Raw genomic sequence first — 21,895 nt, forward strand, 5'->3', positions numbered from 1 at the left:
GCGGCACTCAACCGCACCACTGCCGCAGGCACTACCTCTTCTTGTTCAGGAACGCGTCGACGGCGGCCTTGTGGTCGACGGTCTGGCCCAGCGCAGTCTGTGCCTGCGCCTCGCGGTCCAGGGCGTCGGAGAGCCCGGGCCTCCTGATCAGCGACTTGACCTGCCGGTACGCCTGGGTGGGGCCGGCGGCGAGCGTCGTGGCCAGCGTGTGGGCGGTCTCGAGAACGTCGGCGTCGTCGACGACGCGGTGCACCAGACCCCAATCGAGGGCCTGGGCGGCGGTGACCTTGTCGCCGAGCAGCATCAGGCCGGCCGCTCGGCTCGAACCCAGTGCCTCGACCAGCGCAAAGCTCAAACCGGAGTCTGATGCCAAGCCGATGCCGGTGAACGCCGTCGCGAAGGAGGACTTGGTGCCCGCAACCCGGATGTCTCCGGCCAGTGCGATCCCGAGACCAGCGCCGACGCACGCACCGGGGATGGCGACGACGATCGGCACCTCGAGCGCAGCCAGTCCTCTGATCACCGGGTTGTAGTGCTCGCCGACGGTATCCATCGCCGTGGCAGGGTCGGCCTCGAGTGCGGCGACGTGCTCACCGAGATCCTGGCCGACGCAGAAGTTCTTGCCCTCGGCGGTGATGAGCACAGCGCGGACCCCGGGTGCAGCGGCGTTCTGAACCGCCTCCGCCAGGGCGACCTTCGTCGTCACGTCGAGCGCATTGTGCGCCTCGGAACGAGCGAGAGTGATGGTCGCCAGGCCGTCGGCGACGTCGAACCGTACCGTCATGAGTTCGTCCAATCGTGAAAGCCGCGACCGGACTTGCGTCCGATGTCGCCGCGAGCAACCATGTCTCGCAACAACTGCGGGGGAGTGAACCTGTCGCCGAGTGTCGACGCCAGGTGTTCTGCGATCGCGAGCCGCACGTCCAACCCGACGAGGTCCGTCGACCGCAACGGACCCATCGGGTGCTTGTAGCCGAGTTCCATTGCTCGATCGATGGATTCGGCGTCGGCGACGCCTTCCTCCAACATCCGAATGGCTTCGAGCCCCAGGCAGACGCCGAGCCGAGAGGTAGCGAAGCCGGGGGAGTCGTTGACGAGCACCTCGGTCTTGCCGAGCAACGACACCCACTGCCGTCCGCGCTCCACCACGTCCGCAGATGTGACAGGTGCGCGCACGATCTCGACGAGAGTCGACGCCGGAACAGGATTGAAGAAGTGCATGCCGATGAAGCGGCTCGGATCACTCAGTGCAGCGCCGAGTTCGGCGATCGAGATCGAGCTCGTGTTGGAGGCGATAACGGTCTCGGGCCCGGCGATCTTGTCGACGAGAGCGAGGACCTCGACCTTGAGCGACGGGATCTCAGGCACCGCTTCGACAATCAGATCGAGCTCGGCAGGGAGATCGGCCGGCCCGGCGACAGTGGACACCCGAGCGAGAATCACCGAAGGGTCCTCGCTGAGCTTGCCGCGCTCGTGCGCCCGAGCCAGGCCCGTCTCGACTCGACCGAGAGCGGCAGCTTGGTCGGCCGCTTCGGCGATGACGACGGTGGAACCGAGGGCTGCGAACACCTGCGCGATCCCCGCACCCATACGTCCGCCACCGACAACGGCCACTCTTTTCGGTCGTTCCGCGGGCTCCACTCCTGCGTTCGAGGGAACTGTCATTTTTTCTTCTCCAGAAATGCCGTCATCCGGCGTTGTTTGTCTTCGGTCTCGAACAGCACGGCCTGCGCGATGTCGTCGGCCCATGGATGTGAACCGGGCGCGTCGAGGATCTTCTTCGTCAGCGTCAAGGCCAAGGGCGCCTGTCTCGCAATGCGATCCGCGAGTGCGTGCGCGGCGGCCAACGGCTCGTCGACGACGTCCAGCACCAGGCCGGAGCGCAGGGCTGCGTCGGCGTCGAGTGTTCGGCCACCGAGCAGAACTTGCTTGGCAACGGACACACCCACCAGTGTCGGCAACCGGTAACTGGCACCGGCAGCGGCCATGATGCCCAGTCCCGGTTCGGGATTGCCGAACACGGCCGTCGGCGACGCGATGCGGATGTCGCAGGCGTAGGACAGTTCGGCTCCACCTCCGAGGGCGTAGCCGCGAACCGCGGCGATCGTCGGCAGGGGGAGTGCAGCGAACCGGTCGAACAGGTTTCGGTTGATGCCGCGCAACGCGTCGTCGCGGGTACGCGCGCGCAACTGGTTGATGTCGGCACCCCCGGCGAAGTGCTCGCCCTCACTGGTCAGAACGACGATCTTCGGATCATGCTCGACGAGCCCGCACACCTCGTGCAACTCACCGATCATCTCGGCGTCGATCGCATTGCGCTGCTTCTCACGGGCAAGCGTGACGACGACGCGATCGGCCAGTTCCTCTACGACGAGTGTGTTCACGGTGCCTCGATCAACATCGACACGCCTTGCCCGACGCCGACGCACAGTGTTGCGAGACCGCGTGATGCCTTCTCGCGTTCCATCCGGCCCAACAGCGTCAACAGGATTCGCGCGCCCGACGAGCCGAGAGGGTGGCCGAGTGCGATCGCCCCGCCGTCGGCATTGACGATGTCCTCGTTCAGCTTCAACTGGCGGATGACGCCGAGGGACTGCGCCGCGAAGGCTTCGTTGAGCTCGACGGCACCGAGATCGTCGGCAGACCACCCGGCGCGAGCGAGTGCCTTCTTCGTGGACGGCACCGGACCGAGCCCCATGATGTGCGGCGCGATTCCTGCGCTCGCACTGGTGACGATGCGGCCGCGAACCTCGAGGCCGTACTTGTTCACGGCCTCCTCGGATGCCACCACCAGCGCCGACGCCCCGTCGGTGAAGGGTGACGAGGTGCCCGCGGTGACGATGCCGTCCTTGCGGAACACGGTCTTCAGCGTGCCGAGCTTTTCCAGTGTGGTTCCGCGCCGAGGTGTCTCGTCCTCCGTGACGTCGCCGTTCTCGGTCGAGACGGACACGATCTCGTCGGCGAAGCGGCCTGCGTCCTGGGCGGCGACGGCGCGCTGCTGGCTGCGGAAGGCGAAGGCGTCGGACTCGGCGCGGGTGATGCCTTCGCTGAGTGCGACCTCCTCGGCGGTCTCGCCCATCGACAGGGTGATCTTGGGATCGGTCCCGGCGTCGTGTGCGGCGAAGGTCGGATTGGTGAAGCGCCACCCGAGAGCGGTGTCGAAGATCTCTCCCGGCTTGGCCCACGCCGTCCCTGGCTTGGCCATGACCCAGGGCGCACGTGTCATGGATTCGACGCCACCGGCGACGATGATGTCGGCCTCGCCGCCGCGAATGGTGTTCGCGGCGTTGGCCACTGCCGTCAGGCCGCTCGCGCACAAGCGGTTGATGGTGTAACCCGGAACCGTGTGGGGGAGCCCCGCGAGCAGAACCGCCATTCTGGCCACGTCTCGATTGTCCTCGCCTGCCTGGTTCGCGGCCCCGAGAATGACCTCGTCGATTCGATCGACGGGCACGCCCGCTCGACGGACGGCCTCTGCGACGACGATCCCGGCAAGATCGTCGGGGCGCACGGTCGACAGCGCTCCGCCGTAGCGTCCGTGCGGCGTCCGCGCGCCGGCCACGAGAAATACTTCGCCCACTGGGAATCTCCTTCGTACGGTTGCGTCATAGATAACCGAACATTCGGTCGTTTGGCAAGACCTGCTGCCCATGGTGCTGTGGAATCGGCCATCGGCTGAGAAGATGTGGACATGACAACCGCACGCGCGCCGCGCAAGACCGGACTGCCAGGCCGGCCGGGATACGACCTGGATTCCTTGTTGGCCGTGGCGGTCAAGGTCTTCAACGACCGCGGATACGACGGCACCAGCATGGAGGTGCTGGCCAAGCGGCTCGGCATCACCAAGTCCTCGATCTACCACCACGTATCGGGCAAATCGGAGTTGCTCGAACTCGCATTGTCACGGGCGCTCAACGCTCTTTTCGCGGTGACGACCGAGGACCGGGCGACGACCGGGCGATACATAGACCGTCTCGAATACCTGGTGCGCCGCAGCGTGGACATCCTGTGTGCCGAACTTCCCTACGTCACGCTGCTGCTGCGCGTTCGCGGGAACACCGACGTCGAACGCCGGGCGCTGGCCCGTCGACGCGAATTCGACTCCTTCGTCACCGGGCTCGTGGTGGCAGCGGCCGAAGAGGGCGACCTGCGTCCCGGTGTGGATCCGGCGCTGGCGTCCAAGCTGGTGTTCGGCACGGTCAACTCGCTCATCGAGTGGTACCGCCCGCGGACCGGCGGATCGGTGGAAGAACTCGCCGACGCTGTCGTGGCACTGACCTTCGACGGGCTCCGCCGCACCTAGGCCGGCCGAACCTTGACATCTCGGCGTCGGACGGCGATGGTAATTACCGACCGAACGTACGGTGAGATGGAGGCGTTGTGAGCAGACTTCTGAAAAGCTATGCCCAGGGAGCGTGGTATTGCGCGACCGACGAGGGGGCGCCGCTGCTGAGCGCCGTCGACGGCAGCGAGATCGCCAGGGTGTCGTCCACCGGCCTCGATGTCGCAGGCATGATCGACTACGGCCGCACCGTCGGAGGCCCGGCGCTTGCCGCTCTGACGTTCCACGAACGCGCGGCTTTGCTGAAACAACTGGGCCTGACGCTGCTGGCCGGCAAAGAGGAGTTCTACCAGCTCTCTCGGCACACCGGAGCCACCGTGCGAGATTCCGGTGTCGATATCGACGGCGGATTCGGCACCGTTCTGAGCTACGCGAGCAAGGCTCGACGCGAACTCCCCAACGAAACGGTCCATCTCGACGGCGCCATCGAGCAGCTCGGCAAGAAGGGCACCTTCCTCGGTCAGCACATCTACACCTCGCGCCGCGGCGTCGCCGTGCAGATCAATGCCTACAACTTCCCGGTCTGGGGCTTCCTCGAAAAGCTGGCACCCGCCTTCATCGCCGGTGTGCCGTCGATCATCAAGCCCGCCAGCCAAACGGCATACCTCACCGAGCTGGTGTTCCGCCGGATCATCGAGTCGGGCTTGCTGCCCGAGGGTTCGGTCCAGCTGCTCTGCGGCAGTGCCCGCGGCGTACTCGACCATCTCGGCGGCCAGGACTCGGTGGCGTTCACCGGATCGGCCGATACCGCAGCTACCCTGCGCTCACACCCCAACGTCGTCGGCGAGGGACTGCACTTCACCGCCGAGGCCGACTCGCTGAACGCATCCATCCTGGGTTCCGATGTGGCACAGAGCGATCCGGAATTCGATCTGTTCGTCAAGGGCGTCTTCATCGAGATGACGTCCAAGGCCGGACAGAAGTGCACGGCAATTCGCCGCGTGTTGGTTCCACAGGACTCGGTGGACGCTGTCATCGAGGCGTTGAAAGCCAAGCTCGACAAGGTGGTCGTCGGTGACCCGAAGGACGATGGTGTCACCATGGGTGCGCTGGCCAGCATCGACCAACGCGACGAGGTCCTCAAATCCATTCGTGGACTGACGAAGTCGGCCACCGTGGTCTACGGCGATCCGGACACGGTGGATCAGCGAGCGGGCGCATTCATGGCCCCGGTACTCCTGAAGGCCGGAGAGAAGTCTGCACCCGAACCCCACGAAATCGAGGCCTTCGGACCCGTCTCGACCGTCATCGGATACGACAACACCGCTGATCTGCTCGATCTCGTGGCCCGCGGAAAGGGCTCTCTGGTTGCATCTCTCGTGACCAAGGATTCCGCCGTTGCGCGCGAGATCGTGCTGGGCAGTGCTCCGTACCACGGACGCATCCTGGTGCTGAACTCCGAGGACGCGAAGGAGTCGACCGGTCACGGCTCGCCGCTGCCGGTGTTGGTGCACGGTGGCCCCGGACGCGCAGGCGGCGGTGAAGAACTCGGCGGTATCCGCGGCGTCCTGCACCACATGCAGCGCACCGCAATTCAGGGAACACCGGACGTCCTGACGGCCATCGGCAACAAGTGGGTCACCGGCGCGAAGCAGACGACCGGCGACGTTCATCCGTTCCGGAAGAACCTGGGCGAGTTGAAGCTGGGCGACACCATCGTCGGCGGCCCACGACAGGTCACCCGAGCGGACATCGATCACTTCGCCGAGTTCACCGGCGACACCTTCTATGCGCACACCGATCCCGAAGCGGCAGCGGCCAACCCGCTGTTCGGCGGAATCGTTGCGCACGGCTACCTGGTGGTCTCGCTGGCAGCCGGGCTGTTCGTCGACCCGGCCCCGGGCCCCGTACTCGCCAACTTCGGCGTCGACAGCCTGCGTTTCCTGACGCCGGTCAAGGCAGAGGATTCGCTGACGGTCACGTTGACGGCCAAGCTCATCACCCCGCGTCAAAGCGCCGATTACGGCGAAGTACGGTGGGACGCAGTGGTCGTCAACCAGGAGGGCGATCCCGTCGCCACCTACGACGTGCTGACGCTCGTCGCGAAGCCCGAGGCGGCATCATGAGCATTCGAGTCGCCGTCTGCTACGGGATGCCGGAGGACCCAGCCGCTTTCGATCGTCACTACGCCGAGGTGCACGTGCCCCTCGCTCGTGCTGTCCCCGGTCTGATCGACTTCACCTGGGGCACGCTCGACTCACTCGACGAGTCCCCACCTCCGTACTACGCGATCGCCGGCCTGCACTTCGCGGACGAGGCATCGCTGAAGACGGGGCTGGCCTCGCCCGAGATGAAGGCTGCAGGCAAGGATCTGCGCAACTTCGCGACCGGCGGGGTCACGATGTTCACCCAGAACGAGCGATCGGTGCTGCGGCCGTGACGGATTCGACGATCTCACGGGATATGTTCGAGGCCGATGCCGCGTCCCGAAAGCTCGGTATCGAATTGATCGAGCTGTCACCGGGGCACGCCCGGATGTCGATGGTCGTCACCGAGGACATGGTCAACGGGTATGCCATCACGCACGGCGGTTACGTGTTTCTGCTGGCAGACACCACGTTCGCGATGGCCTGCAACTCCCACGAGGATTCGGCCGTAGCGGCCCGCTGCGACATCCGTTACCTACGTCCGACGAAGACCGGTGACGTCCTGGTCGCAGACGCCGTCGAGCGCGCACGGTTCGGCCGCAACGGTCTGTATGACGTCTCGGTGACGTGCCGAGGTGAGCTGATCGCAGAATTCCGAGGCGACAGCCGCACGATAGCGCGGTAGCGACTCGCCAGGTGGAAGTACTGTGAATCGGTGAGCACTGCGGATCTCTCGGCGCTGGCGGACGCAACTGCCACGGCTGTGGGCGGTGCTGTTTCGGTGATGGATCCGCAGGGCTACGTCGTTGCGTACTCGTCTGTTCCGGGTCAGTCGATCGACGACGTGCGGCGCGACGGGATTCTCGGCAAGCAGGTTCCGGCCAGGTACATGGTGCACCACATCGATCCGGAGTTCCGGCGAAGTTCGACGGTCCATGTGGTCGATGTTCCGGGCGCCCTACCGCGACTGGCGGTGGCCGTTTCGGCGGACGGGGAGTACCTCGGATCCATCTGGTGCATCGTGTCCGCGGCTCTGTCCGGTCCGCCCGATCGAGACGCGGTGACCGCATTGACTCGCGCTGCTGCGGCCGCGGTGCCGCTGTTACTTTCTCGCCTCCGTCCGACGTCGCCCCACAACCCCAGGGCGCGTGCACTGCTGACCGATCCTGCCGTCGTCACCCCGCCCGGCAGCCAGTACGTGGTGCTTGCGGCGAGAGTGGCCTCCGCTCGACCCGAGGCCCTGCTGATGCAGCTCGTCGGTCTGTTGGAACTCACCTTCGGCGGCAATCGGGATTCGGGGTGTGTCATCGAGCAGCACACCGCGTTTCTCGTCGTTGCATCGGAGGACATTCGCCTCGTCACCGAGGAAGCCGAAGAGGTTCGACGACGGGCGGAGAGTGCATTCGGTGCGGCGGTGACATTCGCGATCGGCGGGCCGCATTCCAGGCCTGCGGTGGCGCGTAATCATGCCCACTGGACTTTGGATTCGATCGAAGACGGCTCGCAGACAACGACGTTCGAGCAGAGGCGGGTGGCGGTCACCCTGAACAGGGCGGCCGACGCGTTCTCGGACGTGCAGCTGGCGCTTCCGGCCGTCGAACGAATGCTGTCCTACGATTCCGCCGAAGGTACCTTCTATGCCGCGACGGTACTGGCGCTACTCGCGCACGAGTCCAACGTCGCCGCAGCGTCGGCATCGCTGTATTTGCACGCCAACACCTTTCGCTACCGGCTGCGGCGAACGAAGGAACTCTTCGATCTCGATCTCGATGATCCCGATACCCGCTTGCTCGTGTGGATGTCGCTCCGGCTCAGAGCCGGGCAGTGAGGACCTTGCCCGGGTTGAGCAGGTAGTGGGGGTCGAGTAATTCCTTGATGCCCCGCTGCAGTTCGGCTGCGACCGGGTCGAGTTCGGTTTCCAGAAGGTCGCGCTTGAGCAGTCCTACTCCGTGCTCGCCGGTGATGGTTCCACCGAGTGAGAGAGCGAAGGCCGCGATCTCGTCGAATGCTCGGTGAGCCTTGGCCAACGACGCCGGATCGACGGGGTCGACGATGACCGTCGGATGGATGTTCCCGTCACCGGCGTGGCCGACGACACCGATGACGATGCCGGTGCTTTCGGCGATACGGCCGACTTCGTCGATCATCGTGGCGAGCTGCGAAATGGGTACCGACACATCGTCGACCAGCGGTGAACCCAGGCGCTCGAGCGCGGGATACGCCATTCGACGGGCCTGAACCAGCTGCTCCGACTCGACCTCGTCCTCGGCCACAGCAACGTCCACCGCGCCGCATTCGGTGCACAACGCGGCGATCGTTTCGAGTTCCTGCACGGCGCCGTCGCCGATGTCGGACTGCGCGATCAGCACTGCGGCGGCGTCGGTCCCGAAGTCCATGCGCGCATAGGCATCGATGGCGGCAACGGTGGTGCGGTCCAACAACTCGAACAGACTCGGGGTGATACCTGCGGCACGAATTTTCGTGACGGCTTCACCGGCGGCCACGGTGGACGGGAACGTTGCGGCCATCGTCAGCGGAGTCGCGCTGGGGAAGTCGAGGCCGAGCGTGGCCTCGGTGATGATACCGAGGGTGCCCTCGGAGCCCACGAACAGGTCGGCAAGGGACAGACCTGCAACACCTTTCACGGTGCGCCGACCCACGAAGGTCGCTCGGCCGTCGGCCAGCACGACGCGCAGCCCACGGACGAAACGCGCGGTCACTCCGTATTTCACGCAGCAGAGCCCTCCTGCGTTGGTCGCGATGTTGCCCCCGATGGTCGACGCCTCCCAGCTGGACGGGTCGGGCAAGTACGTCAGACCTTGTTCTCGGGCAGCATCTTTGAGTTGCTTGTTCGTCACGCCGGGTTGCACGACGGCGACGCGGTCGACGACGTCGAGCTCGATGATCCTGTTCATTCGGCGGGTGTTGAGTGCGATGGCTCCGGTGCTGGAGTTGGCCGCACCCGCCAGGCCGGTCAGTGCGCCCTGGGGTACCACAGGAATGCGGTGCGCCGAGGCGATTCTCATGACGGCCTGGACATCCGCCCCGGTGGTGGGTAGCACCGCTACCAGCGGCCGGGTGAATTCGCACAGCGCTGCGGCGTCGTGGCGATAGTTGTCCAGCACGTCCGGATCGGTCACCACCGCGTCGGAACCGAGTGCACGTGTCAGCTCTTCGACGATGACGGAATCGACCGTCGACGGTAGGGCAGTCATGGATTCGAGTATGACCGCCGTCACGTGCGGTGTCTGCGTCGTTTCGGACGAACACCGGCGCTCCCGTCGGTAGTTTTCGACGAACTCCATCACCGGCCTGCAGTCGTGACCTCCACCGCCTTGACAAACCCACGTGTCGCCGGTCACAGTGATTACCGACCGAATGGACGGTGAGTTTTATCCGGATTTTCGGTCGCGGAGTATCAGCGGCACGCGGCCGCGACCCACGCCCCACGACACTGCGAACTGCTGCTCGGACGACCGAGCGCCGCAGCCCGAACGAAACGAGACAAGTCGATGTCAACACAGGTCGAGACGCCTACCGGGGTGTCGCGCGAGCATCGCCGCGCCGCGATGGCCAGCATGGTCGGCACTACCGTCGAGTGGTACGACTTTTTCATCTACGCCCAGGCGGCGTCGCTGATCTTCGCCAACCTGTTCTTCGCGCCGATGGGGACGGCCGGCCAGTTGGTCGCATACGTCACGATCGGTATCAGCTTCATCTTCCGTCCGCTCGGTGCCATCGTCGCCGGCTATTTCGGCGACAAGATCGGCCGCAAGAAGGTCCTCATCGCCACCCTCACCCTGATGGGTGCGGCCACCGTCGGAATGGGCCTGCTGCCCACGTACGCGACCATCGGCATCTGGGCTCCGATCATCCTGATCGTGCTGCGCATCCTGCAGGGATTCTCCACCGGCGGTGAATGGGGCGGCGCGGCGCTGATGGCCGTCGAGCACGCACCCAAGGGCAAGCGTGGAATCTACGGTGCCGCAACCCAGATGGGCGTTCCGCTCGGCATGCTCATCGCCGTGGGCACGTTGGCGCTGTGCACCGGTCTGCTGAGCGAGGAGCAGTTCGAGGCCTGGGGCTGGCGCATTCCGTTCCTCATCAGCTTCGTGCTGATCCTCGTCGGCTTCTATATCCGACGCCGTGTCGAGGAGACTCCGGTATTCAAGGAACTCGCAGAACGCAAGGAGCGCAACCACACTCCGGTCCGTTCGCTGTGGCGCACCAACAAGAAGCAGGTCATGCTCGCCGCTCTGTCGTTCATCGGCACCAACGGCAACGGGTACATCATCGTCGGTGGATTCATCGTCGCGTACTCGACCAGGGAGCACGGTCTCGCTCGCGTGGACGTGTTGGTGGCCAGTCTATTCGCGGCCCTGGTCTGGGGAGTGTTCACGCTTCTGGGCGCACATCTGTCCGATCGTTACGCCCGAACCACCATCATGAACCTCGGAAACGCGGCAATGGTGTTGTGTGCCATCCCGTTCTTCCTGCTCGTGGATACCGGTGAGCTGCACTGGATCTACCTGGCCCTCGGACTGTTCGCCGTCGGGCTCGGGCTCTCGTACGGGCCTCAGCCGGCACTGTACGCCGAAATGTTCCCCGCAGCAGTGCGATTCAGTGGTGCATCCATCGGCTACGCCATCGGCACCGTGCTCGGTGGGGCCTTCGTGCCCACGATCTCCGAGGCGCTGTTCAAGGGAACCGGTACCTCGATGTCGATCTCGATCTACCTGATGATCCTGGCGGCCATCTCCTTCGTCGCGACCTCGCGAATCAAGAATCGTAAAGACGAGGATCTGAACGTCTGACCCATCCAGTCACGAAAACCCCGAAACCATGGCGGTTTCGGGGTTTTCGTTGTCGCATGGACTGCCCGTGAAGAACGTGTCGCCCGACGCAGGCCGCCGCGTATCGATCTCCGGCCCGCCCGCCGACGTCCTTGCCGACCACATCGCTGGAGCTTTTTCCGAAACCGCGAAGGGATTCACCGATCGATCATCGCTGGCCCGATCATGGAGAGCGATCCAGATTTCAGCCGCGTTCGGCGGCAGCTTTGATCTTGGCCAACGTCTCTTTGATGCCCGCTTCGAGTTCGAGCTCGAAGTTGTCGTTTCCGCCGAACGCCTTGTCTACCAGAAATGCCGAGAGGCCGGTGGTTTCACCGTCCGCAGCCACGCGGCGTTCGGTCAGTGTCACGCCGTCGGTGGACGGGGTGATCTCGAAGCCCCACACCGTGTGGTTTTCTGTGATTCGGTAGGCGATCTCGCGGTTGGGCTCGAAGGTTACGACCTTGCCGGTGGTGGGCCACACCAGCAGTCCGCGCTTGTTGATGTTGATCATCTTCGAGCCTGCGCGGACTGCTCCGCCGCGGATGATGACTTTGCGACACTGCGGGCTCCATTCGCCCATGCGGGTGAGATCGGAGATGATCGACCAGACCGTCTCGGGGCTGGCCTGGATGTCGGTGGATGCTTCGATCAGTGGTGTTGCCATTGCAGATCTCCTTGTATGGGGTACAGCGTTGTGGTGGGGGGCGTGTCGACCATCAGGTCCGTCGCAAACGGGTCGTAGTCGACCGACCCAATGCATCCGCGATGTCGTCGAGTAGGTCCTCGATGTCCTCGAGCCCCACCGAGATGCGCACCACGCCGTCTGTGATTCCCACTGCCGCACGCCCTTCCGGGCCCAGGCTGCGGTGTGTGGTGGTTGCGGGGTGCGTGGTCATCGACTTGGTATCGCCGAGGTTGTTCGAGATGTCGATGATGCGCAGATTGTCGAGGAACTCGAAAGCGCGTGCCTTGCCGCCCTCGACTTCGAATGTGACGACCGTGCCGCCGCCGCTCATCTGCGAGACTGCGAGGTCGTGCTGCGGATGTGACTGTAGATACGGGTATCTCACCCACTGCACACCGGACTGTGCCTCGAGAAACTCTGCCGCTGCCAACGCCGAGGCGTTCATGTGCCGCACGCGTAGCGGCATGGTCTCCAAGCCCTTGAGTAGGGTCCATGCGTTGAACGGGCTGAGCGTCGGACCGGTGTGGCGCATCAGTGTTCGAACCGGCCCGTCGATGAACTCCTGCGACCCCAGGATTGCTCCCCCGAGCACACGCCCCTGTCCATCCATGTGTTTGGTTCCCGAGTAGACCACGACGTCGGCACCGAGGTCGACGCTGCGCTGCAGGATGGGTGTCGCAAAGACGTTGTCCATCACTACTTTCCCGCCTTCGGCGTGCGCCATTTCGGTCACTTTCCGCACGTCGACGATGGACTGCATCGGATTCGACGGCGTCTCGAAGAACACGGCGGTGGTGGGCACGGATAGCGCCTGCTCCCATTGGTCGAGGTCGTCGCCGTCTACGAAGACGGTGTCGATTCCCCAGCGCGGCAGGATCTCGTTGCACACGACGAAGCACGATCCGAACAGGCTGCGCGATGCGACGAGTCGATCGCCGGACTTCAGCAACGCGCCGAGCGCAGTGAAGACCGCGGACATCCCACTGGACGTGGCGAAGGCGGCTTCGGCTCCATCGAGGATCCGCAGCCGTTCCTCGAACATTGCCACCGTGGGGTTTCCGAAGCGCGAGTACACGAAGTAGTCGATGTCGCCGGCGAACGCCTGCTCCGCGATCTCGGCGCTCTCGTAGACGAAACCCGAAGTGAGATAAAGGGCCTCGGCATTCTCCTCGAACGCCGACCGGTTCAGACCCCCGCGGACGGCACGTGTGGCCTGGCCGACCCCGGCGGGCAGGGGTCTGGAGAAACCGCCGCCAGTGGGGTTCATCTGGGCCGCCGAGGAAATTCGGCGGAGCGACAGCGGGAAACGACCGGATCCTCGTCGATGATCGACCAGATCTCCTCGGGTCTCGCTCTAATGTCGGTGGGTGTCTCGGTCGGTGGTGTTGCCATTGCAGATCTCCTCGGATGGGGTGCGGTGTTCCGGTAGGTGGTGTCGGTGTCGCCGCTCAAACGGGCAGTCGGGTGAGCAACACCGTCTGGCTCGACCGTCCCACCGACCCGGCCTGGTCGAATAGGTCTGCGGCGGTGTAGCCGAACCCGCGTTCGCCGCGGACGAGTTGGGCGTCGACGCCGAACCACTCGCCGGTCGGCGGACGGTGCAGGTGGATGGTGGTGTCGGTGTTCATCCACGTCCACTCGCGGGGCGAGAGGGTGCTGCCGAGACCGTTGGCGATGTCGACTACGCAAGCGAACCGGGACAGCGGTGACGCGGTCTCACCCTCGACGAGATGGATTCGCGAACGAAGCCACGTCAGATTCGGCCGCGAAGATCCCGCGCCGAGACGATGGAAGTCGACCGAGGAGATGAACCCGGTTGTCGCCCAGCCCATCGCAATCCAGTCCGGCGGCGCTCCACCGGCCGTGTCTTCGGTGGCGGCCCCGAACACCTCGGACGGTGTGACGAGTTCGGCCGTGTCTGTCGACGCAAGCAACCAGGCGGTCGCCCGCGCGGCGGTGCGGAATCGGCCGTCGGGCCCGAGCACGTCGAGCTCGGCGGTTGCTTGCGAGATCTGTCGACCAGGACGGGTCACAATCGCGCGGGTTCGGTTCTGCGACAACCCGATCGCCCCGAGGATGTCGACGGTCACCCGAGAGATCGACATCCCCGGGACCTGAGTCAGTCCCTCGAGGGCACGAACGAGGAGCGCCGACGGGGGACCGCCGTGTTGCATGGAGTCGGTCCACACGCTCACCGTCGACTGGGTCGGGGTGAAGTGCTCGTATCCGGCGGTGACACCGAGCGGCAGGTAGTACGCCGCGTCGGTGGTCTGGGGAGAGCTCACGAGACTAGGTACTCGGCATCCCGATTTGCGCTGTTCATAACAGTCCGGAGGCTAATAGAGGATTCCACTCCGATGTCCGCATGAGCTGCTGCATCTGGCGTCGGCGGACACCGGTGTTACTTCCCTCGATCACCGGATACGCGAGTGCGTCCTCTAGGTAACCGATGAGCGGCATCTGCGGGTTGTAGGACTCCACGCCGACTATCTTGATCAGGTCGGTGATGACGTCGACCGCTGTCTCGGACCCGAAGATCTTTGCGTGCAAGGCCAGCTCCAACGCGGACGGGTGTCGTGAGGCCGCGGCATCGAGTGCTCGCCACGCGAGGAGACGGGTGGCTTCGATTTTGCCCTTGCAGTCGGTGAGTACGTCCGCAACGGCCTGGTGGTCGATGATCGGAACCGCACCGCCACGCTTCTCGCGGACGGCGAAGGCGTAAGCGGCGGCAAACGCCTGTCGCATGGCCGCGACGGAGAAGGACGCGATGGACGCACCGCTGGCGAGAAAGGCATTGCGTGTCAGATCCGCTCCCTGCCCTTGTTCGCCGATCAGATTTCCCAGCGGAACGCGGACGTTGTCGAATTTCACTCGCGAGGTCAGGCATCCTTTCAACCCAGGAAGGTCGAGGTGTTCGAGGACGCTGAACCCAGTCGAGAGGTGTTCGCGTTCGACGACGATGATCGATAGCCCTGCAGGGGTGCGGCATACGACACTCATCATGTCCGGGCCGGCACCGTCCCATCCGCCGAGGTGCGATGCCCACATTTTCTCGCCGTTGAGTACCCAGTGGTCGCCGTCGACGACGGCGGTGGTTCGCGTGCCCTCGGCTGGTGTCGCGGCGTCGAAATTGGCGCTACCACCGGGTTCGCTGTATGCCATTGCCGCAACGGGACTTCCGCTATCGGCGAGGAACGGGGCAACGAACCGCTTGATCTGGTCCGGCGTGCCTGCCTCGAACACTGGGGCCATGGCAAGCGTCGAACCTGCGAGACTGATGGTGAAGTCGGGGCTTGCGCAGGCAAATTCTTCGATGACCATCGATGTGTCGACACCGTTGGTGGCCGAACCACCGAACGGCGCAGGAATGAGCCCTTTCAGAAAGCCGGCTGCGACCGCCTTCTCGAATACCGGTCGCGCCAGCAATGCCCGCTCGAACGGATCGGGGGTCTTCTTCACCGACTCTGCCAGCGGGTACAGGTGGTCCTCGGCGAACTGCCGTGCAGTGTCGCGCAGTTTCAGTTGTTCTGGGGACAACTCGAAAAACATGGTGTTTTCCCTTGTTCGGGTCGGTGCGGTTGCCGCATGCGAATTCGCTTTTGATTGGTTGTGCTGTGTGTCGCCGGGGGTGGGCAGCACACACCCCCGGCTCTTGTGGGGCCGCTGAGTCGACCGTTGCGGTTACCGCCGGTCAGCGCCGCCGGAAAGGTGCCGTGCCAATCGCCTGCCCAATGCCATGCATGTGATCGTGGGTGGCAGTCCCCATGGCTCGGGTATCACCGAAGCGTCACAGGCATAGAGACCTTCGATCGAAGTCTCCAGATTTGCGTTCACGGACTCGCCGATTCTGACTGAGCCTCCCGGATGTGCAGCGGAGATGCCTCCCCGGAAGATGTCGGTGGCCCCCGCTTCACGAAGGATCCCCTCCGCGATCGCGCATCCGTTTTCGAGGCGCTCGACGTCAGCTGCGGTGAGTTTCTTGGTGATGTCGTTCGAGCCGATCGACCCCGCGAGATCGTCCCTGATTTTCACCATGATCTGGAGAGTTGACTCAGATGGGTAACGTGATGGGTCAACTCCTGCCCCGGCAGCGAGCACCGCGAGATTCTCGGCCGGAGTGCACAAATCCGTCAGCATGAACCCTTCATCGTCGAAGTGGGTTCCCGCCGACATGGGAATGTCGGGTGGGGCTACAAGGCCCGGCACGACGCCGGAGACGATCACCAACGGGTCGTGGAAGAACGCCTCGCCTGCGCCGCCCACGCCACTTGCCTGAAGGATTCGTGCCGTCCCGACCCCGCCGGCTGAGACGACGACGATATCGGCATGCGCGACCTCAGTGCCGGAGCCCGCGTCGTAGACGACGCCTGTCGCGCGTCCATCTCGGCACTCGACCGCCGAGACGAACGCCCCCGTTCTCAGCTCCGCTCCCAGGGTGACGGCCTCGTCGACCCACATCCGGGCGTTCCACTTCGCTTCGTACGCTGGTGCTGAGTAGAAGCCCATCGGAACGCTGGACTCGCAGCGGTCCTGGTAGATAAGTTTTTCCAGGGGACGCCAGTCGAGTCCGAGCCGCTGGGCGGCGGTCTGGATCTGCGTTGCTTTCGGGCCGATGAGGTCCTCGCGGAGCTCAGCCACAGGGAGCTCCTCGCGAACCGATGCGACGTCCGAGCGCAGATCGACCGCGTACCGGTCGAAGAGATCGAACGGCGGATTGGTCGCAGTTCCGTAGTAGTAGATCGAGCTACCGCCCACTGTCACGCCACGGAGCAGCATCACACCATCGACCGCGAACGCACCTCTGCCCGGGGACATCAGCTGCTCCATCGTCTGCTCGAGCGTCCCTGTCACGGGCGCTTCATCTCCCCACTCGAGGATCAGCACACGATGACCGGCGGATGCGAGGTCTCGCGCGACGGTGGCACCAGCGGGGCCCGTACCGACAACGATGGCGTCGAACTTCGAGGTACTCACTGCTGAGCCCCGTCGCCCGCACGAGCGATCACCCATTCTTCGGTGACCTCACTGCCCGCCGCTCGAAAGAGTTTGCCGACTGGACAGAATTTATTGACCAGCTCCCTGAGCTCATCGATCTGCCCAGCGTCGGCATCGGTGCGTCCGTTGTAACGCAGATGCACCGACCGGAACGGCATCTCGACTTCCTCCTGGAGAGCCATCCCTCGGGGGTCGAGTTGTGCGACCACGTTCACGACCACGTCATCCACCGTGATCCCCAACGCGTGCTTCGCGACGGCCTTCAACGTGATGCCCGAACAACCGGCAAGCGCCCCCAGGCTGGCCTCGACGGGATTCACACCGAGGTTTCCCCCTCCAACTGACGTGGGCTCATCGAGCAGGTAGGAATGCTCGCCTGTGGAAACGGTCATGGCCAGGGGACCCGCAGTAGCGGCCCCGATGGTGACTTGCGCTGTGGGCATACGAACTCCTCGTCGATTGACTGGCTGCGTTCCAGCGGCCGAGATCAACTTCGAGTGTGCGATACACCTGTGATCACCGGAAGTGTGCAGATGTGGCATACGTGATCGATATATAAGATCACGCGGTGGAGATCAGACAAATCCAGGCGGTACTCGCCATCGCGGAAAACGGCAGTTTCCGGAAGGCGGCGCGCCAGCTGTATCTAGGTCAGCCGACTCTGTCGCAACACGTGCGCAGTCTCGAAGTCGAACTCGGCGTGGCACTATTCGAGCGGTCGGCAGCGGGTGCGACCCTCACTCGAGCCGGCGAGCAACTGATACCGAGGTTCACCCGAGTGCTCGCGACGATCGGGCAACTCGACCAGGAGGCTGCGGAACTCGCGGCTGGTGGAGCCGGGCGTGTACGAGTCGCCGCTGTGAGCGCGGCAATCGCACCCGCAGTTATCCCAGCGCTTCAACAGTTGCAGTCGACTCACCCCCGACTGGGAATCACCCTCACCGAACTCCTGCCGTCTGCGATCGAGGAAGCCGTACGCAGCGGTGTAGCCGAGATCGGCGTCGTCGCCCGATCCGGCATCGCCACTCCTGTCGAGGAACATGAGGTGCTTCAGACCGGCACGATCGGGCTACTCGTTTCGAGCAGCAGCAGACTCGCCGCCGTCGGTTCGATCACACGGGATCAGCTCATCGATGAGCAAGTGATTCTCCTTCCGCATGGCCACCTTCTCCGGAAGTTCGCAGACGGATACTTCCCGGACGGCATGCTGCGGAACGCCTACGAGGTGAGCCACCATTCGACTGTGGAGCACCTCGTCAGTGCCGGGCTCGGAATAGCTCTGGGCCCTTACCGAACGCCGCGGCGTAATGATCCGACCGTCTACCGGCCTATTGCCGATGCCCAACTCGATTGGACCCTACTCATGACCACGCACAGCACACCGAGTGCAGTTGCGGCAGTTGTTGCTTCGGCGATAAGCCGTAGCTTTCGGGATCTCGCCGCTGCGGCGCAGGGCTGAGCCGTTTGCATTTCGCCAGTGACGGCGTTCGTCGAAGTGGCGTGTCCGCCGGTAGAAACCACTGAAAAGGACACTGTCGGGGCGGATTGCGTCGATGATCGATCCAACGACCGAGCTGGACCGGCCGCCCCCTGATCGGCAAGCTTTCTGCTCGGCGTCGAATTGTCACTTGGGGCTGATCTTGTCCACCATCGACTTCGTCAAAGCAATGACTTCGTCTTTGTCCGCATCACGCAGGGGCGTGAAGTCACCGTCCACACTGACCCCGGTGGCGTACTCGACGTTGAGGTACACGGTGTACCCCCGCACCACGACAGTCGAGGTGAACACCGTGCTCGAGGCGGTGTCTCCGTCTTTCGTGTTGGTGTACGCGTTCTTCGTGAACAAGGTGTCGGTGACGCCGTAGCGCTCGCGCAACTCACGGGGTAGGTCCGACACATCGATAGATTGGGTGCCGGTGTCGTCGCCGGACTTCGAGATATCGGTCTTCGGGCAGCGTTCGACAAATGTGCGGTCGCCGTCGAGGTCCAGTTCCTGATCGGCAACAAAGATGCTCGCGCCCATATGGGAGTCGCTCGTGCGGGCGAACTGCGCCGTCACTTTCGGTGCGGCCCGGATGAATTCGGCCAGCGCCGCAGAGTTGGTGCGCACAAGGTCTCCGCACTCTGGTGGGGTCACGATCGGAACCTCGTCCAGAACGGCAGCGAATTCCGATCGATCGACGGATCGGAACAACGTCCCGGCTTCGTACTCGGATGCGGCAGGAAACCAGTCGGTCATGGTGTCGATGTCAGCGTTCGCCGCCGTGTCGTTCTCCGGCCTCGCGGTCCCGTCGGTACTGCATGCTGCGGAACCTGCGAGCAGAAGTACGAGTGCGGTAACTCGGGCGCGCTGAGCGAGGGTCACTGGTCGATCGTATGGGTTCGATACCGGTTCTGTCATCCGAATCAGACCGGTTGTCCCTTTTCGGGTGGTCCATGCAAGAACGAATAGCGGTCGACGTTTCGGACGTCAACGCCCAGTTGAGTCCGGGCCGGCAATCTCACCCCGAACGTCACTGGCGATAGATTTCCACGTGGGCACCGGTGACCACGCCGACATTCAACGTGGGCATGCCCCAACTCGAGCTGCAGTTACCCGATGCTTGGTCAGTCGGTACGAATGAGCGAGTCGACGACGTGTAAGGGCCGACCGCATAGAACGGGAAGCGGTTGGGGATGCCGTGAAGACCCCAGCACTCGACAGCGAGGGTGTACTCCCTGCCCGCCGGGGCACCGGTGTCGAAGCACGTTGCCGACGCGCTGAAGGCGTCGTGGCGAATCGCGCAATCCTGTGGGTCTGCTTGCGCGATGCCCGGGCCGATGATCGTGGCGACGGCCAGGCCGGAGACGGCAACGACAGTCACGCGTACTACTGCTTTGATTTTGCTTCTCATGCAGTACTTTTCGCTAGGAAACGACCGAACGTTACGTTATGATTGCGGTTGTCTCTACAACCATGAGAGCCCGTATTCGACATCGAAAGGTCACGGCCTAGCGAGGTACGAGCGCACTCCGGACCTCGATGTCACCGGGATGGGGGCGACCGAGCCAGTCGGCCAGCGACCCGTCGATATACAAACAGTCGAGGGTCAACGTGTCGGATCCGTCCTTCTCGCGTCGAGATCCCGAACCGTAGATCGGATCACCGGAATCCGGTCACGGCGTGTTCGGTGCTAGGTATGCGTCGTTCATTGCGTCCTCTTCATTTCCTGCGCGAAAGTCGGAACTCGAGGTCAAGGCGTTACCGGCGTAAGGTCCACGCCGGGTGGGGGAGTCAGGCGACGGAGGGTCCCGTCGAAGACGGTGACGTACAGGGCCCACCCGTCGGCTGAGGGGCCTATGCGTACCGAGCTCGGTCCCGTCCATCCGGACGAGAGGCCGGATGCAATGACGCACGTCGCACCGGTTTCCGGGTCGATGCCGTAGACCGAACCCTCCACGTGTGCAGCGGCGTACAGCATGCCTGCGTCGGACATGGTCAGGTCGTCGAGACCTGGAAAGGCTCCCGGCACAGTGGCTACCGCTGACCAGTTGTCCGGGTCTGCGAGTGGCACTTCGATGACCTGGCCGGTGAACAGATCGTCGGTATACACCCGGCTGTGGTCCGGACTGAGCGCCAACCCTTCCGATCGAGGGACGGGCGACCAGTTCACCTCGACGGCATCGGTGTCTGGATCGTACCGGGTCAAACCTTTTGAGGGAGAACCGAAATCGACGCCGACGTCCGTGGTCAGGAAGTCACCGTTCGGTAGCCGCAGAAGGCCGTGCGCCGCCATGTCGGTCACCGCGCTGACCTTGCCGTCACGGGTGTCGAGCTGGGAAAGCCCAGGGCCGGCAACGAAATAGAGGATTCCGTTGTGCAACTGCATTCCTCGTGGAGCCGCGAGATCGCTGAGAACTGGCTGGAGCCGGCCGTTTTCATCCACGTGGACGATGCTGGAAGCGCCGGATATGTAGAACCCGCCGGCACCGTCGGGTTCCAAATTCTCCGGTTCGTCGAGTCCACTCACCACGGTGTCGACCGACCAGCCTGCGCACGTCAGTGGTGAGATGCCGGAATGGGGTGTCTCCGCGTGAGCCGGTACGGACGAGATTGCCGAGAGAGCAACAACCGTGCCGACGAGAAGCCGCAACCGAAGGCCGTACGAAACCGAAGACATAGCGCACACCCTAATACAGACCAGGCGGTCTGCGAGGATGTCATTGGGGCTCGATGATCCGTCATGTCACCCAGGCGTCGACAGGCATCGAATATTCATTCCCGGCTGCCACTGGCCTACGTGACCACTGGCTACAGCGCGATGTCCTCTACATTCCAGATTCAGTCGAAATCTCCTGCGCTGCAGCGTAAATCATACCCACAGGTACGCCGCGGAGCGCACAAGTCCCTCCTGCCGGCGGTCTCGGTGTGAACAATTCTGTGGGTTTCGGTCCAGGCACCATGGCCACGTGCAAGGGAGGTGAATTGAAATCGGCCGGCCGGCTGCTCAGTCGTAGATGACGTCGGCTCCGGTTCGCCTCAGCTCTTCCAGGCCTGCTCGGAACTTGTCGAGATACTCGGTCGAGTGTCCGACCCAGTCGAGCATCTCGCCGACTATCTTGACCGGGTTCGGGCTTCGGAAGGATTGGGTCGGGTTGCCGGGGAACTTCTTGTCGGTGACGTTCGGGTCGTCTTCGACATGGCCGTCCGGCTCGACGATGTACACCCGGGGCCGGCCCGGTCCGACCGCCATCTCGGCCGCGAGAACTGCGTTGTCCAAAACCTTCGTCATGTAGATGTTGTTCGAGACGAGCTCGGAACGGTAGTTGGATCGATAACCCGGGGTGAGGAAGTCCCCAACCCGCAGGTCGGCTTTGGTGCCGTGAAAGTAGGCACCCGATTCATGCACCCGAAACTGCGGTGGTGTGTCTGCCGTTTCTGCCATCGATAGCCCCCTTGTGTCGTGATGTG

22 protein-coding genes are annotated in these 21,895 nt (G+C 63.9%); 7 read left to right on the forward strand and 15 right to left on the reverse strand.

Features of this window, described 5'->3' with window-relative positions; all coding sequences use genetic code 11:
- Positions 1–31 precede the first annotated feature (31 nt).
- From ACNEOT_RS04245 to ACNEOT_RS04260, 4 genes are read right to left on the reverse strand one after another with little or no spacing between them, the layout of a single operon-like run.
- Complete coding sequence (locus ACNEOT_RS04245; RefSeq protein WP_415972391.1) at positions 32–784, reverse strand: enoyl-CoA hydratase/isomerase family protein; 753 nt, start codon at positions 782–784, stop codon at positions 32–34.
- A complete protein-coding gene (locus tag ACNEOT_RS04250; RefSeq protein WP_415972393.1) occupies positions 781–1,665 on the reverse strand; it encodes a 3-hydroxyacyl-CoA dehydrogenase family protein in 885 nt (294 codons plus the stop codon). Before ACNEOT_RS04250 ends, ACNEOT_RS04245 begins: the two co-directional genes overlap by 4 nt.
- Positions 1,662–2,384: an enoyl-CoA hydratase/isomerase family protein gene (locus ACNEOT_RS04255; RefSeq protein ID WP_415972395.1), complete on the reverse strand. Its 723-nt coding sequence runs from the start codon at positions 2,382–2,384 to the stop codon at positions 1,662–1,664. The genes ACNEOT_RS04250 and ACNEOT_RS04255 overlap by 4 nt, the downstream gene beginning before the upstream one ends.
- Entirely contained in the window at positions 2,381–3,580 is a 1,200-nt protein-coding gene (locus ACNEOT_RS04260; RefSeq protein WP_415972397.1) for a thiolase family protein, read from the reverse strand. Before ACNEOT_RS04260 ends, ACNEOT_RS04255 begins: the two co-directional genes overlap by 4 nt.
- Before the next feature lie 111 nt (positions 3,581–3,691).
- On the opposite strand from ACNEOT_RS04260, the gene ACNEOT_RS04265 reads away from it, so the two are divergent.
- From ACNEOT_RS04265 to ACNEOT_RS04285, 5 genes are all read left to right on the forward strand, one after another.
- Complete coding sequence (locus ACNEOT_RS04265) at positions 3,692–4,303, forward strand: TetR/AcrR family transcriptional regulator (protein ID WP_128646201.1); 612 nt, start codon at positions 3,692–3,694, stop codon at positions 4,301–4,303.
- A gap of 77 nt (positions 4,304–4,380) precedes the next feature.
- Positions 4,381–6,408 carry a phenylacetic acid degradation bifunctional protein PaaZ gene (gene paaZ, locus ACNEOT_RS04270; RefSeq protein WP_415972399.1) on the forward strand — a complete coding sequence of 676 codons (2,028 nt, stop codon included), beginning with the start codon at positions 4,381–4,383 and terminating at the stop codon, positions 6,406–6,408.
- Positions 6,405–6,722: an EthD family reductase gene (locus ACNEOT_RS04275; RefSeq protein ID WP_415972400.1), complete on the forward strand. Its 318-nt coding sequence runs from the start codon at positions 6,405–6,407 to the stop codon at positions 6,720–6,722. Before paaZ ends, ACNEOT_RS04275 begins: the two co-directional genes overlap by 4 nt.
- A gap of 23 nt (positions 6,723–6,745) precedes the next feature.
- Complete coding sequence (paaI, locus tag ACNEOT_RS04280; protein ID WP_415973647.1) at positions 6,746–7,114, forward strand: hydroxyphenylacetyl-CoA thioesterase PaaI; 369 nt, start codon at positions 6,746–6,748, stop codon at positions 7,112–7,114.
- 30 nt (positions 7,115–7,144) lie between these two features.
- Positions 7,145–8,257 carry a helix-turn-helix domain-containing protein gene (locus ACNEOT_RS04285; protein WP_415972402.1) on the forward strand — a complete coding sequence of 371 codons (1,113 nt, stop codon included), beginning with the start codon at positions 7,145–7,147 and terminating at the stop codon, positions 8,255–8,257.
- Here ACNEOT_RS04285 and ACNEOT_RS04290 read toward each other — a convergent pair.
- Entirely contained in the window at positions 8,241–9,644 is a 1,404-nt protein-coding gene (locus ACNEOT_RS04290) for an FAD-binding oxidoreductase (protein WP_415972404.1), read from the reverse strand. The two genes, ACNEOT_RS04285 and ACNEOT_RS04290, sit on opposite strands and share 17 nt — an antisense overlap.
- 297 nt (positions 9,645–9,941) lie before the next feature.
- On the opposite strand from ACNEOT_RS04290, the gene ACNEOT_RS04295 reads away from it, so the two are divergent.
- The gene (locus tag ACNEOT_RS04295) at positions 9,942–11,243 is read left to right on the forward strand and encodes an MFS transporter (protein ID WP_415972405.1); all 1,302 of its coding nucleotides are present in this window, start codon (positions 9,942–9,944) and stop codon (positions 11,241–11,243) included.
- Between the two features lie 223 nt (positions 11,244–11,466).
- Here the strand turns inward: ACNEOT_RS04295 and ACNEOT_RS04300 are convergent, their stop codons facing one another.
- The 6 genes from ACNEOT_RS04300 to ACNEOT_RS04325 form a co-directional block, all read right to left on the reverse strand.
- A complete protein-coding gene (locus ACNEOT_RS04300) occupies positions 11,467–11,928 on the reverse strand; it encodes an SRPBCC family protein (RefSeq protein WP_415972407.1) in 462 nt (153 codons plus the stop codon).
- Positions 11,929–11,980: 52 nt separating this feature from the next.
- Entirely contained in the window at positions 11,981–13,216 is a 1,236-nt protein-coding gene (locus ACNEOT_RS04305) for an O-succinylhomoserine sulfhydrylase (RefSeq protein WP_415972409.1), read from the reverse strand.
- Between the two features lie 181 nt (positions 13,217–13,397).
- On the reverse strand, positions 13,398–14,234 hold the full coding sequence (locus ACNEOT_RS04310; RefSeq protein ID WP_415972410.1) for a thioesterase family protein: 837 nt from the start codon (positions 14,232–14,234) through the stop codon (positions 13,398–13,400).
- A 34-nt stretch (positions 14,235–14,268) separates the two neighbouring features.
- Positions 14,269–15,498 carry an acyl-CoA dehydrogenase family protein gene (locus ACNEOT_RS04315; protein WP_415972412.1) on the reverse strand — a complete coding sequence of 410 codons (1,230 nt, stop codon included), beginning with the start codon at positions 15,496–15,498 and terminating at the stop codon, positions 14,269–14,271.
- A 132-nt stretch (positions 15,499–15,630) separates the two neighbouring features.
- Positions 15,631–16,959: a GMC family oxidoreductase N-terminal domain-containing protein gene (locus ACNEOT_RS04320; RefSeq protein WP_415972414.1), complete on the reverse strand. Its 1,329-nt coding sequence runs from the start codon at positions 16,957–16,959 to the stop codon at positions 15,631–15,633.
- On the reverse strand, positions 16,920–17,387 hold the full coding sequence (locus ACNEOT_RS04325; RefSeq protein WP_415972416.1) for an OsmC family protein: 468 nt from the start codon (positions 17,385–17,387) through the stop codon (positions 16,920–16,922). Before ACNEOT_RS04325 ends, ACNEOT_RS04320 begins: the two co-directional genes overlap by 40 nt.
- A 125-nt stretch (positions 17,388–17,512) precedes the next feature.
- Here ACNEOT_RS04325 and ACNEOT_RS04330 point away from each other — a divergent pair, with 125 nt between their 5' ends.
- A complete protein-coding gene (locus ACNEOT_RS04330) occupies positions 17,513–18,403 on the forward strand; it encodes a LysR family transcriptional regulator (protein WP_415972418.1) in 891 nt (296 codons plus the stop codon).
- 165 nt (positions 18,404–18,568) lie between these two features.
- On the opposite strand, the gene ACNEOT_RS04335 is transcribed toward ACNEOT_RS04330, so the two are convergent.
- The 4 genes from ACNEOT_RS04335 to arr all read right to left on the reverse strand — a co-directional run bounded on the left by ACNEOT_RS04335 (position 18,569) and on the right by arr (position 21,869).
- Positions 18,569–19,309, reverse strand: a complete 741-nt coding sequence (locus tag ACNEOT_RS04335) for a hypothetical protein (RefSeq protein ID WP_415972419.1) — start codon at positions 19,307–19,309, stop codon at positions 18,569–18,571.
- Between the two features lie 148 nt (positions 19,310–19,457).
- On the reverse strand, positions 19,458–19,808 hold the full coding sequence (locus ACNEOT_RS04340) for a hypothetical protein (protein WP_415972420.1): 351 nt from the start codon (positions 19,806–19,808) through the stop codon (positions 19,458–19,460).
- 369 nt (positions 19,809–20,177) lie between these two features.
- On the reverse strand, positions 20,178–21,104 hold the full coding sequence (locus tag ACNEOT_RS04345; RefSeq protein WP_415972422.1) for an SMP-30/gluconolactonase/LRE family protein: 927 nt from the start codon (positions 21,102–21,104) through the stop codon (positions 20,178–20,180).
- Positions 21,105–21,431: 327 nt separating this feature from the next.
- Positions 21,432–21,869, reverse strand: coding sequence for an NAD(+)--rifampin ADP-ribosyltransferase (gene arr, locus ACNEOT_RS04350; RefSeq protein WP_415972424.1), 438 nt, complete (start codon positions 21,867–21,869; stop codon positions 21,432–21,434).
- Positions 21,870–21,895 lie beyond the last annotated feature (26 nt).

Source organism: Rhodococcus sp. 077-4, assembly GCF_047782425.1.
Classification (GTDB): domain Bacteria; phylum Actinomycetota; class Actinomycetes; order Mycobacteriales; family Mycobacteriaceae; genus Rhodococcoides.

Coding starts and splice junctions, on each gene's coding strand:
- ACNEOT_RS04305 (WP_415972409.1), bottom strand. CDS start 13,216: ATGAACCCCACTGGCGGCGGTTTCTCCAGACCCCTGCCCGCCGGGGTC.
- arr (WP_415972424.1), bottom strand. CDS start 21,869: ATGGCAGAAACGGCAGACACACCACCGCAGTTTCGGGTGCATGAATCG.
- ACNEOT_RS04315 (WP_415972412.1), bottom strand. CDS start 15,498: ATGTTTTTCGAGTTGTCCCCAGAACAACTGAAACTGCGCGACACTGCA.
- ACNEOT_RS04250 (WP_415972393.1), bottom strand. CDS start 1,665: ATGACAGTTCCCTCGAACGCAGGAGTGGAGCCCGCGGAACGACCGAAA.
- ACNEOT_RS04275 (WP_415972400.1), top strand. CDS start 6,405: ATGAGCATTCGAGTCGCCGTCTGCTACGGGATGCCGGAGGACCCAGCC.
- ACNEOT_RS04325 (WP_415972416.1), bottom strand. CDS start 17,387: ATGCCCACAGCGCAAGTCACCATCGGGGCCGCTACTGCGGGTCCCCTG.
- ACNEOT_RS04300 (WP_415972407.1), bottom strand. CDS start 11,928: ATGGCAACACCACTGATCGAAGCATCCACCGACATCCAGGCCAGCCCC.
- ACNEOT_RS04345 (WP_415972422.1), bottom strand. CDS start 21,104: ATGTCTTCGGTTTCGTACGGCCTTCGGTTGCGGCTTCTCGTCGGCACG.
- paaI (WP_415973647.1), top strand. CDS start 6,746: ATGTTCGAGGCCGATGCCGCGTCCCGAAAGCTCGGTATCGAATTGATC.
- ACNEOT_RS04290 (WP_415972404.1), bottom strand. CDS start 9,644: ATGACTGCCCTACCGTCGACGGTCGATTCCGTCATCGTCGAAGAGCTG.
- ACNEOT_RS04320 (WP_415972414.1), bottom strand. CDS start 16,959: ATGGGTGATCGCTCGTGCGGGCGACGGGGCTCAGCAGTGAGTACCTCG.
- ACNEOT_RS04265 (WP_128646201.1), top strand. CDS start 3,692: ATGACAACCGCACGCGCGCCGCGCAAGACCGGACTGCCAGGCCGGCCG.
- ACNEOT_RS04295 (WP_415972405.1), top strand. CDS start 9,942: ATGTCAACACAGGTCGAGACGCCTACCGGGGTGTCGCGCGAGCATCGC.
- ACNEOT_RS04245 (WP_415972391.1), bottom strand. CDS start 784: ATGACGGTACGGTTCGACGTCGCCGACGGCCTGGCGACCATCACTCTC.